Annotated in this window: 16 protein-coding genes; 8 read left to right on the forward strand and 8 right to left on the reverse strand. The window is 62.2% G+C overall.

Going from position 1 to position 14704, the window contains the following annotated elements:
• Positions 1-118: 118 nt before the first annotated feature.
• The gene (locus tag LA321_RS18205) at positions 119-892 is read right to left on the reverse strand and encodes an ABC transporter substrate-binding protein (protein WP_042069713.1); all 774 of its coding nucleotides are present in this window, start codon (positions 890-892) and stop codon (positions 119-121) included.
• A 49-nt stretch (positions 893-941) separates the two neighbouring features.
• Positions 942-1712 carry an ABC transporter ATP-binding protein gene (locus LA321_RS18210; RefSeq protein ID WP_005299631.1) on the reverse strand — a complete coding sequence of 257 codons (771 nt, stop codon included), beginning with the start codon at positions 1710-1712 and terminating at the stop codon, positions 942-944.
• A 533-nt stretch (positions 1713-2245) separates the two neighbouring features.
• Between LA321_RS18210 and LA321_RS18215 the strand changes: the two genes are divergently transcribed.
• Together LA321_RS18215 and LA321_RS18220 are read left to right on the forward strand one after the other, a co-directional pair.
• A complete protein-coding gene (locus tag LA321_RS18215; protein WP_042070040.1) occupies positions 2246-3148 on the forward strand; it encodes a lysine exporter LysO family protein in 903 nt (300 codons plus the stop codon).
• An 11-nt stretch (positions 3149-3159) separates the two neighbouring features.
• The gene (locus tag LA321_RS18220) at positions 3160-3780 is read left to right on the forward strand and encodes an acyl carrier protein phosphodiesterase (protein ID WP_042069714.1); all 621 of its coding nucleotides are present in this window, start codon (positions 3160-3162) and stop codon (positions 3778-3780) included.
• A 40-nt stretch (positions 3781-3820) separates the two neighbouring features.
• On the opposite strand, the gene LA321_RS18225 is transcribed toward LA321_RS18220, so the two are convergent.
• Entirely contained in the window at positions 3821-4204 is a 384-nt protein-coding gene (locus LA321_RS18225) for a DUF2069 domain-containing protein (RefSeq protein WP_042069715.1), read from the reverse strand.
• The gene (arsC, locus tag LA321_RS18230; protein WP_042024913.1) at positions 4201-4551 is read right to left on the reverse strand and encodes an arsenate reductase (glutaredoxin); all 351 of its coding nucleotides are present in this window, start codon (positions 4549-4551) and stop codon (positions 4201-4203) included. The genes LA321_RS18225 and arsC overlap by 4 nt, the downstream gene beginning before the upstream one ends.
• 60 nt (positions 4552-4611) lie before the next feature.
• Between arsC and LA321_RS18235 the strand changes: the two genes are divergently transcribed.
• Positions 4612-5094 carry a TlpA disulfide reductase family protein gene (locus LA321_RS18235; protein ID WP_042069716.1) on the forward strand — a complete coding sequence of 161 codons (483 nt, stop codon included), beginning with the start codon at positions 4612-4614 and terminating at the stop codon, positions 5092-5094.
• A 104-nt stretch (positions 5095-5198) separates the two neighbouring features.
• On the opposite strand, the gene bepA is transcribed toward LA321_RS18235, so the two are convergent.
• Entirely contained in the window at positions 5199-6653 is a 1455-nt protein-coding gene (gene bepA, locus LA321_RS18240; RefSeq protein ID WP_354689014.1) for a beta-barrel assembly-enhancing protease, read from the reverse strand.
• 374 nt (positions 6654-7027) lie between these two features.
• Between bepA and LA321_RS18245 the strand changes: the two genes are divergently transcribed.
• From LA321_RS18245 to LA321_RS18255, 3 genes are all read left to right on the forward strand, one after another.
• On the forward strand, positions 7028-7291 hold the full coding sequence (locus LA321_RS18245) for a sulfurtransferase TusA family protein (protein ID WP_026457029.1): 264 nt from the start codon (positions 7028-7030) through the stop codon (positions 7289-7291).
• The gene (locus LA321_RS18250) at positions 7285-8355 is read left to right on the forward strand and encodes an AI-2E family transporter (protein WP_026457030.1); all 1071 of its coding nucleotides are present in this window, start codon (positions 7285-7287) and stop codon (positions 8353-8355) included. Before LA321_RS18245 ends, LA321_RS18250 begins: the two co-directional genes overlap by 7 nt.
• A 260-nt stretch (positions 8356-8615) precedes the next feature.
• A complete protein-coding gene (locus LA321_RS18255; protein WP_042069717.1) occupies positions 8616-9425 on the forward strand; it encodes a MipA/OmpV family protein in 810 nt (269 codons plus the stop codon).
• Positions 9426-9506: 81 nt separating this feature from the next.
• On the opposite strand, the gene LA321_RS18260 is transcribed toward LA321_RS18255, so the two are convergent.
• The gene (locus LA321_RS18260; protein ID WP_042069718.1) at positions 9507-10307 is read right to left on the reverse strand and encodes an alpha/beta fold hydrolase; all 801 of its coding nucleotides are present in this window, start codon (positions 10305-10307) and stop codon (positions 9507-9509) included.
• A gap of 103 nt (positions 10308-10410) precedes the next feature.
• Here LA321_RS18260 and ppk2 point away from each other — a divergent pair, with 103 nt between their 5' ends.
• Positions 10411-11238 carry a polyphosphate kinase 2 gene (gene ppk2, locus LA321_RS18265; protein ID WP_042069719.1) on the forward strand — a complete coding sequence of 276 codons (828 nt, stop codon included), beginning with the start codon at positions 10411-10413 and terminating at the stop codon, positions 11236-11238.
• Between the two features lie 68 nt (positions 11239-11306).
• Here the strand turns inward: ppk2 and LA321_RS18270 are convergent, their stop codons facing one another.
• Together LA321_RS18270 and LA321_RS18275 are read right to left on the reverse strand one after the other, a co-directional pair.
• The gene (locus LA321_RS18270; RefSeq protein WP_042069720.1) at positions 11307-12386 is read right to left on the reverse strand and encodes a M14 family metallopeptidase; all 1080 of its coding nucleotides are present in this window, start codon (positions 12384-12386) and stop codon (positions 11307-11309) included.
• 9 nt (positions 12387-12395) lie between these two features.
• A complete protein-coding gene (locus LA321_RS18275; protein WP_042069721.1) occupies positions 12396-13157 on the reverse strand; it encodes a transporter substrate-binding domain-containing protein in 762 nt (253 codons plus the stop codon).
• A gap of 111 nt (positions 13158-13268) precedes the next feature.
• On the opposite strand from LA321_RS18275, the gene LA321_RS18280 reads away from it, so the two are divergent.
• Complete coding sequence (locus LA321_RS18280; protein ID WP_042069722.1) at positions 13269-14666, forward strand: aminotransferase-like domain-containing protein; 1398 nt, start codon at positions 13269-13271, stop codon at positions 14664-14666.
• Positions 14667-14704: the final 38 nt, after the last annotated feature.

Raw genomic sequence — 14704 nt, forward strand, 5'->3', positions numbered from 1 at the left:
GCGGGCCCATCACTCCCTTGCGAGAGACAACGGGCCCGATGACTACAGACGAGGGTCAACCTGTCGCTATTGTGCGTGTCACGCCCTGGCTCCTGCTCCCGGCAAGGAGCCATGGGAATTACTCGCCGTAGACGTCGAAGTCGAAGTACTTGTCGTTGATTTCCTTGTACTTGCCGTTGGCACGCAGGGCCAGGATGGCGGCGTTGAATTTCTCTTTCAGATCCTTGTCGGCCTTGCGCACCGCGATGCCGGCGCCTTCACCGAACCACTTGGGATCGGTCAATTTCGGGCCCACGAACTCAAACGCATCGCCACCCTCTTTCTTGAGCAGACCGTCGCTGATGGCGGCGGAGTCGGCCAGCACGTAATCGACGCGGCCGGATTTCAGGTCGAGATAGGCCTCATCGGCGGTGCCGTAACGCTTGATGGTGGCGTTGGGGAAGTTGTCGGTAATAAAGGTGTCCATGGAGGTGGCACGCTGCACGGCCACGGTTTTGCCGTCCATGAAGGCTTTCTCCAGCTTGACGTCAGTGCCCTTCTTGGCAGCGAAACGGGCAGGAATGTGTTGGTACTTCTGGGTGAAGTCCACCTTCTTCTTGCGCTCTTCGGTGATGTCCATGGTGGCGATGATGGCGTCATACTTGCGCGACAGCAGCGCCGGAATGATGCCGTCCCAGTCCTGCTTGACCAGGGTGCACTTCACCTTCATCTCGTCGCACAGGGCGTTGGCGATATCGATGTCAAAGCCTTTCACCTCGCCGCTTGGCTCGGTCCAGGAGAAGGGAGGGTAAGCCCCTTCCACCCCGATACGTACCTCTTTCCACTCCTTGGCCATCAGGCTGCCGGAAGACAGAGCAGTCACAACGGCGGTCGCCAGCATCAGCTTGTTCATGTATCTCTCCTTGATAAAACAGTTGATCGTTGATTCGAAATCTCGTCCATCAATAGATGGAGGAGATGAATTGCTTGAACCGTTCGGATTTGGGATGGGCGAAGATCTCCTTGGGGTTGCCCTCCTCCTCCACGCGGCCCTGATGCAGGAACATCACCTTGTTCGATACATCGCGGGCAAACGACATCTCGTGGGTCACCACCAGCATGGTGCGCCCCTCTTCGGCCAGCTCGCGCATCAGACCGAGTACTTCTCCCACCAGCTCGGGATCCAGTGCCGAGGTGGGTTCGTCAAACAGCATGACTTCGGGCTCCACCGCCAGGGCACGGGCGATGGCCGCCCGCTGCTGCTGGCCGCCGGAGAGGTGGCCGGGATAATAGTCGCGGCGCTCCCACAGGCCGACCCGGTTGAGCAGGTGCTCCGCCTTGGCGATGGCCTCGGCACGGGGCACCTTCAGCACCTGGATGGGTACCTCTATGATGTTCTGCATGATGGTCATGTGCGACCAGAGGTTGAAGCTTTGAAACACCATGGCCAGCCGGCTGCGAATGCGCTCCACCTGCCGCATGTCTTCCGGCAGACGTTCACCGGTGCGGTTGGTTTTCATGCGAATAAGCTCGCCATGGAGGGAAACCGTGCCGGAAGAGGGTGTTTCCAGCAGATTGATACAGCGAAGAAAGGTCGACTTCCCCGAGCCGGAGGAGCCGATAAGGGAGATCACATCCCCCTTGTGGGCGGTCATGTCGATGCCCTTGAGCACTTCGTGGGTGCCAAAATACTTATGCAGATCACGTACTTCCAGTGCGGCAACGTCGCTCATCCATTACAACCTTGTCTGTCCCTAGACGCCGCTGGGGCGTGACTCACACCATCTCTTTTTAACAAATAGTTAACCGATGGCAACCTTCAGCGAAAATATCATCGGGATAGTTAAAAAACAATACAGAACAGGTGTCTTTGGTGTTTTGTCTGTATTTTTATTGGCCATGAAGGTATTTTTCAGCACTTTGTGTGCATAAAACTCTAATCACACCGTTCTGGCAACACCGCCTTTTTATACTTGCAGCGTAAGGGTGGCAAGAAAAATCAGGTCAATGACCGATAAGCAGACAAAATTCACTTTATTCAGCCATCCCTTGACCGCATCTTGTTGAAAAATGGACTCTCCCCTGCCAAAACAGCGATGCACCCGGGTGGGGAACCGGATTGGTTCAGTGCCCTGTTTTGCACCATAAAGATAACAAATCGATAAAAAAGTGTCGGATGAACCACGCAAACCCACAGATATGTGACACAGAGCCAAGAAGTAATGATAATGTGGCGTTTTTATCAATTTTTGTGACCGAGGCCCCGATGTTGCTCAATGTGTTGCTGATCCTGTTACCTCTGGTGATCGGCTATCTGGTCCCCCTCTCCTCTGCCCGGCTGATCAAGCTGGTCAACCAGTCTCTCGGCAAGATGGTCTACCTTATCTTGTTCCTGATGGGGCTGGGGCTTGCCTATGTGGAGAACCTCGGCAGCAACCTGGCAGTGATCTTCAAGGTGGCCGGCGTCATGCTCACCGCCATTACCCTGTGCAACCTGCTGGCGCTCTGGTGGCTGGACCGGCGATCTCCTCCGACCCACGAGGCCAGCGACGGCAAGATGCCGAGCAAATTGCACCTGTTGTGGGAGTCACTCCAGCTCTGCTTCGTGGTGCTCGGCGGCGTGCTGCTGGGGCTGCTGGTGGATCTGCGCGCCCTGCCCATCGACAAATGGAGCGAATGGGCCCTGATGCTGCTGCTGTTTCTCATCGGGGTGCAGATGCGCAACTCCGGTATGCGGCTGCGCCAGATCCTGCTCAACCCCTGGGGCATGAAGATAGCCGCCACCGTCATCGTCAGCAGTTGGCTCGGCAGCCTGCTGGCCGCCCAGCTGCTGGAGATGCCCGCCAGCCACGCCCTGGCGATCAGCTCCAGCTTCGGCTGGTATTCGCTCTCCGGCATCCTGGTGGCTGACAAGCTGGGCCCCGTGCTGGGCTCCGCCGCCTTTATCAACGATCTCGGCCGCGAGCTTATCGCCATCCTGATCATCCCGGTGCTGATGCGCCGCCACCCCAGTGCGGCCATCGGCTACGGCGGCGCCACGGCCCTTGATTTCACCCTGCCGGTGATCCAGAAATCCGGCGGCATCCAGGTGGTGCCGGTGGCCATCGTCTCCGGCTTTATCCTGAGCCTGCTCGGCCCCATCCTGATCCTGGGCTTTCTGGCGATCTGAGCGCCAGCATCATGAACTTTCTGGCACATTTGCATCTGGCGGCCCACACCGACAGCTCCCTCACCGGCAATCTGCTGGGGGATTTTATCAAGGGGCCGCTGCCGACCGGGCTGAATGCCCCTTTTGATGAGGGAATCTGGCTGCATCGCAAGATAGATGGCTTCACCGACGCCCACCCCGAACACAGGGCGGCGGTGGCCTGCTTCGAGGCTCCCTGGCGCCGCTTTGGCGGCATCCTGGTGGACATGCTCTACGATCACTGGCTCAGCCAGCACTGGTCGCAATTTCACGAGCATCCCCTGCCCAGTTTCTTGCTGCAGAGCTATGCCCGGCTGCTGGCAGATCACCGCATCCTGCCGGATGGTTTGCCCGCCCCGCTCATGCGGATGGCGCAGCAGAACTGGATTGCCTCCTATCACCACAGGAAGGGGCTGGGTCAGGCCCTCAACGGCATCGGTCGTCGCCTGCGCCGCCCGCAGCCTCTGGGAGAAGCGCTCACTACCCTGGACGAGACACGCTGGCAGCAGTGTGAAGAGGGCTTTCTGCGCTTCTACCCCGAGCTGATGGCGTTCAGCCGCCAACAGCTGGCCAAGTACCGCAGCGAGGCTGCAACCCATCGCCAAACGCTATAAAAAAACGCCCCGTTCGGGGCGTTTTTGACGGCCGGATGCGTTATTTCGCTTCCTCTTTCTTCTTGCGAATGCTTAAACCCAGCTCGCGGCCACGCAGGCGGGCGTAGTAGATGGTGCCAACAAAGGCCAGGGTGGTGAGCACCAGCTCCACCACCGCCAGCCACCGCTCCCCTTCATCCGTGGTGATCAGGGTCAGGGCATGGAGGAAGTAGGGCATCAGCACGAAGTTGCCCCAGGCGTGGGTGTAGGGGTTGCCCTGCACTATCCCCTTGAGGGGAAACAGCAGGGGCACAGTCCAGATCACCGGCAGCAGCCAGGGGTTGAGGTCCGGGTGGGGCGAGAGCCACAGGTGCCACAGCAGCACCCAGATCAGCAGGCCGAAGAAGCCGACCAGGGTCAGCAGACGGGCAAGGCGGGAGGTCACTTGAGGATCTCCAGTACCTGCTCTGGCGGGCGGCCGATACGGGCCTGGCCATTCTTGATGACGATGGGGCGCTCGATCAGCTTGGGATGCTGGTGCATCGCCTGGATCAATGCCTCACCGCTCTGCCCGGCCAGCCCCAGCTCCTTGTAGAGATCTTCCTTGGTGCGCATCAGCTGGCGCGGATCGGTGAAGCCAAGCTGACCCAGCAGGGTGCGGATGGTCTCCACGCTCGGGGCTTGCTCCAGATAGAGCACCACGTCCGGGGCGATCCCGCGCTGTTCCAGCAAGGCCAGGGTTTCACGGCTCTTGGAGCAGCGCGGATTGTGGTAGATTTGGGTCTCGCTCATGGTAACTCCCTGATTAATCGCAAGATGGGACAAGAAACGGCGCTATTGTAGGGGAAAGTGATGGTCAGGGTAAGCGGCAGTGGAAAGGAATTGAAACGAATTTGTTGGGCGATTGTGGCCGGCCTGCTGAGCGCCTGTACGCCGGCCCCCGAGTTCACCGATGCGCAGGGCCAGCCTCTCTCCCTGTCGCACTTTGCCGGCAAGCCGCTCCTGGTCAACTACTTCGCCCCCTGGTGCGCCCCCTGCCTTCGGGAGATGCCGCGCCTGGCGGCACTCGCCCGGGAAGGCGAGATCGCCGTGGTGGCTATCAACTATGACCCGGCGACGCCGGCTGAGCTTGCCCAACTGGCCAAGCGCTATGACATCCCATTGCCACTGCTGATCGCCAACGAGACGGCGACGCTCCCCTTCCCGCGCCCGTCTGGGCTGCCCACCAGCTACCTGCTCGATGGCCAGGGCCGACTGCAGCAGACCCTGGTCGGCGAGCTCGACCAGCCGCAGATCGATGCTCTCAAGGCGGCGGCCCGCACCTTGGCCAACTAACCCTTCACCCCCGTCATCACACGGGCTGTCACTCGCCACCAGTCACCAGCAATGACAAGGGCGCACCGAAGTGCGCCCTTGTTGGCTAACCGCATACAGGGTCATCACCCCTTGAGGCTGTCGAGATCCTTCTTGGCCCGCTCCAGCTCGGTGATCCTGGCCTCGAGCCGGGCTAGCGTCATCCGATCCTTGGTGGTGCCACGAGCCACGATGAGCTCGTCGATGGCAGCCTGATAATCCCCGCGCAGCGCAAGCATCTCGGCTCGCGCCATGTGCAGCTCGGTCATCCGCCCCGCCTTGCGATAGGCATCGGAGAGCAGGTTCCAGGCCAGGTTGTTCTCCTCATGCTCGCGGGCATAGGGGTCGAGAATGGCGATGGATTTCTTGTAGTTGCCGCTCTCGAGATAGGCGTTGCCAAGGTTCACCACTATCACCTCGTTGTCCGGCATGCGGGTGCGGAAATTTTCCAGCCGGGCGATAGCCTGGGCGCTGCGCCCCTTGGCGAGATCGATGTCGGTCAGGGCATCCACCACGAACAAGTCTTCCGGATGGCGGGAGGCCAGCTCCTTCATCAAAGCATCCGCCTCGTCGGTGCGCTTGAGCTGGATCAGTGCCAGCGCCTTGCCGTAGATGGCGGCATCCTTGAGGGGATAATCCCCCTTCTGGATGCGGGTGTCGAAGTAGCTCAGCAACCCCTGAGGGGTGTCCGTGCCGTAACGCACCTGAATGCGCACCTTGGCCAGCCAGAAATCGAGACTGGGTGAGAGGTTGCGGCGACTGTAGTTGCTCGCCCTGGATCGCGCCTCGCTGATCCGGGTCTCCGGCAGCGGGTGGGTCAGCAACATCTCGGGCGGCTTGCTGGCATAGCGGTACTCGGCGGCCAGCTTCTGGAAGAAGGTCGCCATCCCCATGGGATCGAAGCCGGCGTCATACAGTGTCTTCATGCCGATGCGATCCGCTTCGTACTCGTTGTCACGGGTGTAGTTGATGGCGGACTGCATGGAGAGGCCGAGGGTGGTCTGCAGGGCGGCGATACCGGCGGTGGGGTTGATCACCGCCAGCGCAATGGAGCCCACCAGACCGGCCAGGGTCATGGCGGAGCTGCTCGCCTGCGCCTCCATGTAGCGGGCGATGTGGCGCTGGGTCACGTGGGTGATTTCGTGAGCCAGTACCGAGGCGAGCTCGCTCTCGTTGTCGGCGTAGAGAAACAGGCCGGTATGCACCTTGACCCGCCCGCCGAGGAAGGCGGCCGCGTTGATGCTGGGGTCATTGATGAGGAAAAAGGTAAACGGGAAGCGTACCCCGTCGGCATTGGAGAGCAGACGCTGGCCCAAATCGTCGATGTACTGGTTGAGCACGGGGTCGTCGATGATGGGCAGACCCGCCCGGGCGAAGCGCATGAAGGCATTGCCGTAACGGACCTCCTGCTCGATGGGCAGGGCCGAGACACCGGCGGTGCCGATGTCGGGAAGCTGGTTGTTCGCCTGGGCATGAAACGTGGCGCCCATCAGGGAGGCCAGCAGGGGAATGGATGCCATCAGGGGGGAAAAGCGTGCCACGTTATCTCTATCTCCAATAGGGTCTGTTGACGTTGCGGCGCAAGCCGCGTTGCAGCGACAAATGGCGCCAGGCAAGGCGCGGAACGCCGACCATGGCCATACCCTTGGCCACTCCTGCAACGACGCATGGCGTCATTTACCGCGCAACCCGTAGGGACAGGCCAGCTTTTGCGCAAAACGTCGTGACTCGATCCATGCCCCTTGGCTGGCGCAGCCTGGTCTTGCGCAAAAACTGACGCCGTCGCGGTCGTGACGAAACGTCAGCAGACCCTACCGGGGCTTCGGCAGAATACCCTTGCCTCAGAAGGGCTACAAGCGTTGTTTCGTGCTGTCATCGCGGCCATAATAGCGACCACTCGCGAGATGGAGCCCTCATGGAGTACCTCGACCTGACCCCCTGGCGTTGCCCCGAGCCCCTGATCCGGCTCAAACTCTGGTTAAGAGAAGCCCAACCAGGCCAGGTCGTGACCATCCGCCTGGCCGATCCGGGTTCGCGGCAGGATATTCCGGCCTATCTGCAACGCCTCGGCCATCAGGTCACGCAGCAACAGGCGCCGGATCAGACTCTCTCTTTACTACTGGTTGTCGGGGCCAGGCCACTCTCACAGACCCCGTCGTGTAAGGACGCTAGATGTTAGAAGTATTAAAGCGCTGGTATCAGACCCGTTTTTCCGATCCCGATGCCGTCACCCTCTTCCTGTTGCTGCTGTTCGGCTTTGCCGGACTCTGGCTGTTTGGCAACCTGCTCGCCCCCATCCTGGTGGCCATCGTCATGGCCTATCTGCTGGAGTGGCCTGTGGTCCGGCTGCAGCAGGCGGGGCTCTCCCGCACCCTGGCCACCAGTCTGGTGCTGCTCATCTTCATCACCCTGGCAGTGACCGCGGTGCTGGGCCTTATCCCGACCCTGGTCCACCAGAGCATCAATCTGGCCAAAGAAGCCCCGGCCATGCTGACCCATGCCCAGGACTATGTGCGCACCCTGCCGGACAGATACCCCGAGCTTGTCGATGTCAGCCTGGTGGAAACCGTCATCGACAACATGCGCCAACGCATCCTGAGCGGGGGCGAGCATCTGGTCAGCGCCTCCCTGAGCTCCCTGGTGAACGTGGTGGCCATCATGGTCTATCTCATCCTGGTACCCCTGATGGTCTTCTTCATGCTCAAAGACAAGCAGGTGCTGATGGGGGGGCTGCGTCGCTTCCTGCCGCGCAACCGCACCCTGGTCAACCGGGTCTGGGTGGAGATGAACAACCAGATCATCAACTACATCCGCGGCAAGGTGATCGAGATCCTCATCGTCGGGGTGGCGACCTATATCCCCTTCGCCCTGATGGGACTGCGCTACTCGGCCCTGTTGGCGGTGGCGGTTGGCTTCTCCGTGCTGATCCCCTATATCGGCGCCGCCGTAGTGACGGTGCCGGTGGCCATGGTGGCCCTGTTCCAGTGGGGGCTCACCCCAGAGTTTGCCTGGCTGATGGTGGCCTATCTGGTCATTCAGGCGCTCGATGGCAATCTGCTGGTGCCGGTGCTCTTCTCCGAGGCGGTCAACCTGCATCCGGTGGCCATCATTATCGCCGTGCTGGTGTTTGGCGGCCTGTGGGGCTTCTGGGGGGTCTTCTTCGCCATTCCCCTCGCCACCCTGGTCAAGGCGGTGCTCAACGTCTGGCCCAAGCGGGAAGAGCTGCCCCGCCCCGCCCCCTGATGGGGACATACCTGCAACGACAGGCAAAGACCAAAAAGAGAGGCCAAGCCTCTCTTTTTTGTTGGCGGCAGCGCTCATCTGCCTGCTGGCAATGCCTCTCACAGCCCAGGCAGGGCGTCCATTGGGGCCAGCGTTGGCAACACGCCACTCTTTTTGCTCTATCGGTTTGAATTCACAATACAAATCGGCTTAACTGGCTACGCCACCGGCACCCTGTTGCGCCACCACTGCATCGGTCACCGACCCATAAGGATATTCATATGCCCCCAGTCCCGGCCTTGCGCCATGCCTCTCTTGGCGCCCTTCTGGCGCTGCTGCTCTCGGCCCCCGTCCGTGCCGACCTCGATCTCGGGGCACTCAGCGCCTTCTCCAGCGACAGCCCAAGCAGCCCCATTCCCAAGGGACTGGTCGTTGGCGGCGCATTTATCGCAGGCCAGGCCCGTTACCAGCATCAGGACGACACCCTGCTGCCCATCCCGGGCGCCCTCTATTTTGGCGACAACCTGATGTATCTGGGGGATCGGGCCCGCTACTACCTCACCCGGGATGGCGGCTTCTCCACCTACGCCTTCGGGCGGATGCGCTTTGGCAACCTGGATCCGGATGATGATGCCTTCCTCCATGGCCTCAACAAGCGCAAAGGGGAGTTCGAGGCCGGCTTCGGGGCCGATCTCATCACCCCCTATGCCCTGTGGACCATGCGGGCCACCACGGACGTGACCGGCAACAGCAACGGCCAGGAGGTGATGCTGTGGGCCAACTTCCCCATCATCCGCGGCCCGCTGCTGCTGATGCCGGGGGCTGGCGTGATGCTGCGCAGCCACAACCTCGCCAACTATTACTTCGGCGGCGTGTCGCAAGAAGAGGCCCGGGCAGGCAGGCAGGCGTGGAACACGGGCACCACCCTCTCCCCCATGGTCTCCGTCATCGGCAGCTATCGCTTCAGTGCCAACTGGATTGGCGGCTTTGGCGTCAACTACGAACGCTATGACGACGACATCGCCGACAGCCCCATCGTCCAGCACAAGGGCGAGCTCTATGCAGGCTTCGGCCTCGGCTATATCTGGTAACCCCTTAGCCGCACAAGTCGCAAGACAAAAGAGAAAAGGAGCCCATGGCTCCTTTTCTCGCTATCCGGCAAGGTGTCACCCTCACAGCCCGGCCAGAAACACTCCCAGCGCGCCGTTGACGAAGACAGGGTTCTCCAGGGTGGAGATATGGCCCGCTCCCGGGATCTCCTTGAAGGGGCAACCCAGCACCTCGGCCATCAGATAGCCTTCCAGCACAGGACGTGCCTTGTCCTCGCAGCCTGTCATTACCAGGCTGGGTATGGCGATCTCTTCGAGCCAGTCGATGCGATCTTCCCGGGTCACGAAACTGCGCCCCACCGCCACCATGGCAGCCACCTTGTCGGCGGGCCAGCTCGCCAGACGCGCCTTGAAACCATCCATCAAGGCCGCATCCGGCTGATGGGCAAAAAAGAGCGGCGCCACCTGCTCCACGATGGGCGCAGGAATGGTGCCAAGCTGCTCGATCATAGCGAGCATGCCAAGATAGCGCTCGCAGGTGATCTGGGGCTCGAGGCCAACGAAGCTGTCCATCAGCACCAGGCCCTTGAGACGCTCCGGCGCCATGCGCGCGAGCTCGACACCCCACATGCCGCCGATGGAGAGGCCCACCAGCACGCACTCTTCCACCCCGAGGGCATCGAGCAGCGCCAGGTGAGCGCGGGCCAGGGTCGCCAGGGTGCAGGGGCCTTCGGGCAGCGCATCGGAATCCCCGTGGCCCCAGAGCTCGGGCACAATGCAGCGATACTGCCCCTTGAGCGCCTCGACTTGCGGCGCCCACATGGCGCTGTCCCACAGATAGCTGTGACCAAACAGCAGCACAGGGCCCTGCCCCTCGTCCAGATAGGCCATGCGGCGACCCGCTATCTCCATAAACTGCTTCATGTTTTCTCCTGTTGCCTCTAGTGGAGCGGCAGTGTATCACGCCCCCCCTTGGCGATGACGCTTCTGTGGTGCAATCTGGAAGAGTGTCAACAAGGAGAAGATCATGCCAAAGGACAAGAGCAAGAAACGCCCGCGCCTCAACAAGAAGCGCTACGAGCATCACCTCGCCCATCTGCAGGAGGAGCTGGTCAAGCTGCAGGAGTGGGTCAAGCAGGAGGGACTGAAAGTCGTGGTGGTGTTCGAGGGACGCGATGCCGCCGGCAAGGGGGGCGTCATCAAGGCCATTACCGAGCCGCTCAACCCCAGGGTGTGCCGGGTCACCGCCCTGCCCGCCCCCTCCAACCGGGAACGCTCCCAGTGGTACTTCCAGCGTTATGTGGCCCACCTGCCCGCCGCCGGCGAAATGGTGCTGTTCGACCGCTCCTGGTACAACCGGGCCGGGGTGGAACGGGTGATGGGCTTTTGCAGCGACGAGGAGTACCGGGAATTCCTGCGCGCCTGCCCCGAGTTCGAGCGGATGCTGATCCGCTCCGGCATCACCCTCATCAAGTACTGGTTCTCGGTCAGCGACGAGGAGCAGGAGAAGCGCTTCAAGGAGCGGATCAGCACCCCCATCAAGCGCTGGAAATTCAGCCCCATGGATCTGCAATCCCGCTCGCGCTGGGTCGAATACTCCCGCGCCAAGGATGACATGTTTACCTACACCGATACCCAGGACAGCCCCTGGTTCGTGGTGGACGCCGACGACAAGCGCCGTGCCCGCCTCAACTGCATCTCCCACCTGCTGGGCAAGGTGCCCTACGAGGCGATCCACTACGAGCACATAGAGCTGCCCCCCATCAGCACCGAAGGTTACGAGCGCCCGCCGCTTACCAGCCAGAACTTCGTGCCGGACATCACCGCAGACCTCGATGACAAAGACGATCACTGATAACGCCTGACCCGGCCAGCCGCTCTGGCTGGCCTGTCAACGCAGCGCACCAAACCCCGGGTAGCCATTTACAGCCCCAGCAAGTCCCCTTCCCGATGGGCAACCTCACCGGCCAGGAAGATCACCTCATCCCCGGCGCAGGCCAGCCGGTTGAGCACCCTGGCGTAACAGAGGCCTTCGTGGTGCGCGGTCAGAGCAATACGCTCCCCGGTTTGCGCATCCGTCAGCCAGCCGACCCGCTGCCCTGCCAGCACCCGATCCCCGGGGGCAACCTCGTAGCTCAGGATCCCCGCCGCCGGGGCCGAGATCACCTCCACCGCAGCTAGTGGCGTCGCCTTTCCCCCTGTGCAGGTGGGCGGCTCGGCTGGCATCCTGAATGCGGGATCAATCCAGCCAGACTCCACCAGACAGGCCAGCAGCCGCCGGGCATCCTGCTCGGCCAGATGATCGGCCACATCCTGCTGCCCCCTCAGCTCCACCGTCACCGCGACCGGCACCTGTGGCCCCTCCATCAGGGCATACCAGTTCTGCAGCAGGGCATCATCAAAAGACATGCCCCCCGCCTGCTCGCTAAGCAGCATCACCCCGGCCCCGAGGCAGGCACCCAGGCGCTCCACCTGGCTGCGCTGGCGAACGTGGCCATAGAGGTGCAGCAGGGCGTCGCTGTCGCAATGGATGTCCAGCACCAGATCGGCCTCCAGTGCCCAGCCAAACAGGGTGTGCTGCAGCCACGCCAGTTCGCCGCCGGGACGCCGCTCGGCCAGCCTGGCCAGCAACAAATCGCGCGCCGTCAGGTGGGTGGGTATTGCCTCCCCCTCCCCCTTCGCCACCAGCAGGGGATATCCCCGGTTGAAGTTCTGTCCGGTGGCGGCCAGAAAGCGCCCCTGATGCAACCCAAAATGCCACTGGGACAGACCGATGGGGTTGGCCTGGGGCACCAGACGGATACGCCCCAACAGGGCTCCCTGCTGCTCCAAGGTCATCAGATGCGGGCGCAGGCGATGCAGGGCCAGCACCCCAGGCAACTCGTCGGCATGCAGCCCTGCCTGCAGATAGGCAAGGGGCCCACTGCTGCCAAATTCCCAGGCCTGCAACACCCGTTGACTGCCCGGCGTGCCGCCGGGCATGGGGAGCTTGATCTCCTTCATCCTGTTCCCTTATTCGTACTGGTCGTAATCGAAGTACTTGTCGTTGATCTGCTTGTAGGTGCCGTTGGCCAGCAGGGTACCGAGCGCCTTGTTGACCTCCCCCAGCAGGCGAGCGTCCTGCTTGCGCACCGCGATGCCGGAGCCGGTACCGAAGTAGGCAGGGTCATTCATCCTGGGGCCGAAAAAGTCGAACCCGGCCGCCCCTTCCCGCTTCTTGAACTCCATGCCAACGCCGATTTCCACCACGATGGCATCCAGCCGACCCGCCATCAGATCCAGCCAGGCCTGCTCTGCCGAACCATAGGTGCGCACCTCGGCCCCCGCCTTGCCATAGACATCCTTGGCATAGTTCTCCTGAATGGAACCAAGCTGCACGCCTATCCGCTTGCCGGCCATGGCAGCGGGTTCACCATTCAGGGACGTATCGCGAGGCCCCATGAAACGGGAGTAGCCCCCCTGATACTTGTCGCTGAAGGCTATCTGGCGCAGGCGCTCCTCGGTGATCGCCATGGAGGCGACGATCATGTCGAATTTTCTGGCCTTGAGCCCCGCGATCATGCCGTCGAAGTCGTACTGCCTCAGCTCGCAGGTCACCTTCATCTCGGCGCACAGCGCATTGGCGATATCAACATCGAACCCGGCCAGCGTGCCGTCCGGATTGACCGTACTGTAGGGCGGGAAGGTACCATCAGTCGCGATGCGAAGGACGGGGGCGGCCAGAACGGACTGGGCAAACAGCAGGCCGGTGAGTAATAACAGGGCTCGTTTCATGGTGTCTCTCCTCTGGGTGGATGGCTCGACACTATTGCATTTGCCCGATACGTTACATATACAATCCATTAACAATCACCCCAACCGTACAGGTCAAGGAGCCATTACAGTATGCCTTCCTTCTCCCTCGATCCGACCCAGGGTTCCCTGATCCAGCAGCTGATACACGCCATCCAGCAGGCCATCGCCGCGCGCCAGCTTGCGCCGGGCCAGCGCCTGCCCTCGGTGCGCCAGCTCGCCGCCATCCTTGGCATCAGCACCTTCACCGCAGCCGACGGTTACAGCCGGCTGGTGCAACAGGGGGTGATCGTCGCCAGACGGGGGGATGGCTACTATGTGGCCCGTACGCCGCTGACCCCGCCCATGGCGCCGCCGCCGGTCCCCGATGCCCGCTGGCTGACCGACCACAGGATCACTCCGGGCCCCGAGGTGGTCCAACCCGGCTGTGGCTGGCTGCCCAGCCAGTGGTACCCGACCCAGATCCTGCAACGCGCCCTGCGCCAGCAGGGACGAGAGGCCGACTGCGCCATCGCCTATGGTCACTCGGCAGGCTGGCAGCCGCTGCGCCAGCACCTCTGGCAACACCACGAGGCGCTCGGCATCCCGGTAGATCCGCAAGGGGTGCTGCTGACCCAGGGGGCCAGTCAGGCCCTGGCACTGGTGGTGCAGTCGGAACTCCGCTCAGGCGACACAGTGCTGGTGGACGACCCTGGCTACTGCAACCTCATCACCCTGCTGCAACACGCCGGCATGAGGGTGATCGGCGTCCCCTGGACGGCGCAGGGCCCCGATTGCGCCGTGCTGGCCGAGCAACTGCACCTGGCGCAGCCCAAGGCCTTCTTCACCAACCCGCGCCAGCACAATCCCACCGGCGCCAGCTACTCGGCCACCACCGCATTTCGGGTCTTGCAGCTCACGGCGCTGCACCACTGCCTGATCGTCGAGGACGACGTGAGTGCGGCGCTGACCCAGAGCGCCACCCCGACCCTGGCGGCGCTGGCTGGTCTGGAGCACATCATCTACATCGGCAGCTTTGCCAAGGCGCTGGCCCCTGGCCTGAGAGTGGGTTATCTGCTGGCGAGCGAGGAGCGCACCGACCGCCTGCTGCGCTACAAGGTGATGAACGCCATCGCCTCCTCCGAGCTGTCCGAGCGTCTGGTGCTGCGGATGCTCAAGGATCCCGACACCCCGAAAGAGCAGCAGCGACTGCGGGATCGGCTGCTACGGGCCGGTGAGCGCTGGCAACAGGGGCTGGAGCAGATCCGCTGGCAGAGTTTCTGTCCGCCCCAGGGCGGTCTCTTCTCCTGGGTCAGGCTCCCTGAGCCCCATCAGGATGCCCTGCCCCTGAGCGAGGCCGCATTGGCCGAAGGGTTATTGCTGGCCCCGGGCAGCCAGTTTCGGGTCGATGCCCCGGCCACACCCTGGCTGCGCTGCAACCTGGCATACAGCCATCAGCCCCTGCTCGACTTTCTGCAGCGCTGGGCCCGCCAGCAGGAGGGATCGTCATGAAGCGATGCTCTATTTGCACCCGGCCAGAAATGAAAAAG

Source organism: Aeromonas enteropelogenes, from assembly GCF_020097295.1.
GTDB lineage: Bacteria > Pseudomonadota > Gammaproteobacteria > Enterobacterales > Aeromonadaceae > Aeromonas > Aeromonas enteropelogenes.

Coding starts and splice junctions, on each gene's coding strand:
- LA321_RS18220 (WP_042069714.1), top strand. CDS start 3,160: ATGAACTTTCTGGCACATTTGCATCTGGCGGCCCACACCGACAGCTCC.
- LA321_RS18255 (WP_042069717.1), top strand. CDS start 8,616: ATGCCCCCAGTCCCGGCCTTGCGCCATGCCTCTCTTGGCGCCCTTCTG.
- LA321_RS18205 (WP_042069713.1), bottom strand. CDS start 892: ATGAACAAGCTGATGCTGGCGACCGCCGTTGTGACTGCTCTGTCTTCC.
- LA321_RS18280 (WP_042069722.1), top strand. CDS start 13,269: ATGCCTTCCTTCTCCCTCGATCCGACCCAGGGTTCCCTGATCCAGCAG.
- LA321_RS18235 (WP_042069716.1), top strand. CDS start 4,612: ATGGTCAGGGTAAGCGGCAGTGGAAAGGAATTGAAACGAATTTGTTGG.
- ppk2 (WP_042069719.1), top strand. CDS start 10,411: ATGCCAAAGGACAAGAGCAAGAAACGCCCGCGCCTCAACAAGAAGCGC.
- LA321_RS18250 (WP_026457030.1), top strand. CDS start 7,285: ATGTTAGAAGTATTAAAGCGCTGGTATCAGACCCGTTTTTCCGATCCC.
- LA321_RS18215 (WP_042070040.1), top strand. CDS start 2,246: ATGTTGCTCAATGTGTTGCTGATCCTGTTACCTCTGGTGATCGGCTAT.
- LA321_RS18275 (WP_042069721.1), bottom strand. CDS start 13,157: ATGAAACGAGCCCTGTTATTACTCACCGGCCTGCTGTTTGCCCAGTCC.
- LA321_RS18260 (WP_042069718.1), bottom strand. CDS start 10,307: ATGAAGCAGTTTATGGAGATAGCGGGTCGCCGCATGGCCTATCTGGAC.
- LA321_RS18210 (WP_005299631.1), bottom strand. CDS start 1,712: ATGAGCGACGTTGCCGCACTGGAAGTACGTGATCTGCATAAGTATTTT.
- arsC (WP_042024913.1), bottom strand. CDS start 4,551: ATGAGCGAGACCCAAATCTACCACAATCCGCGCTGCTCCAAGAGCCGT.
- LA321_RS18270 (WP_042069720.1), bottom strand. CDS start 12,386: ATGAAGGAGATCAAGCTCCCCATGCCCGGCGGCACGCCGGGCAGTCAA.
- LA321_RS18245 (WP_026457029.1), top strand. CDS start 7,028: ATGGAGTACCTCGACCTGACCCCCTGGCGTTGCCCCGAGCCCCTGATC.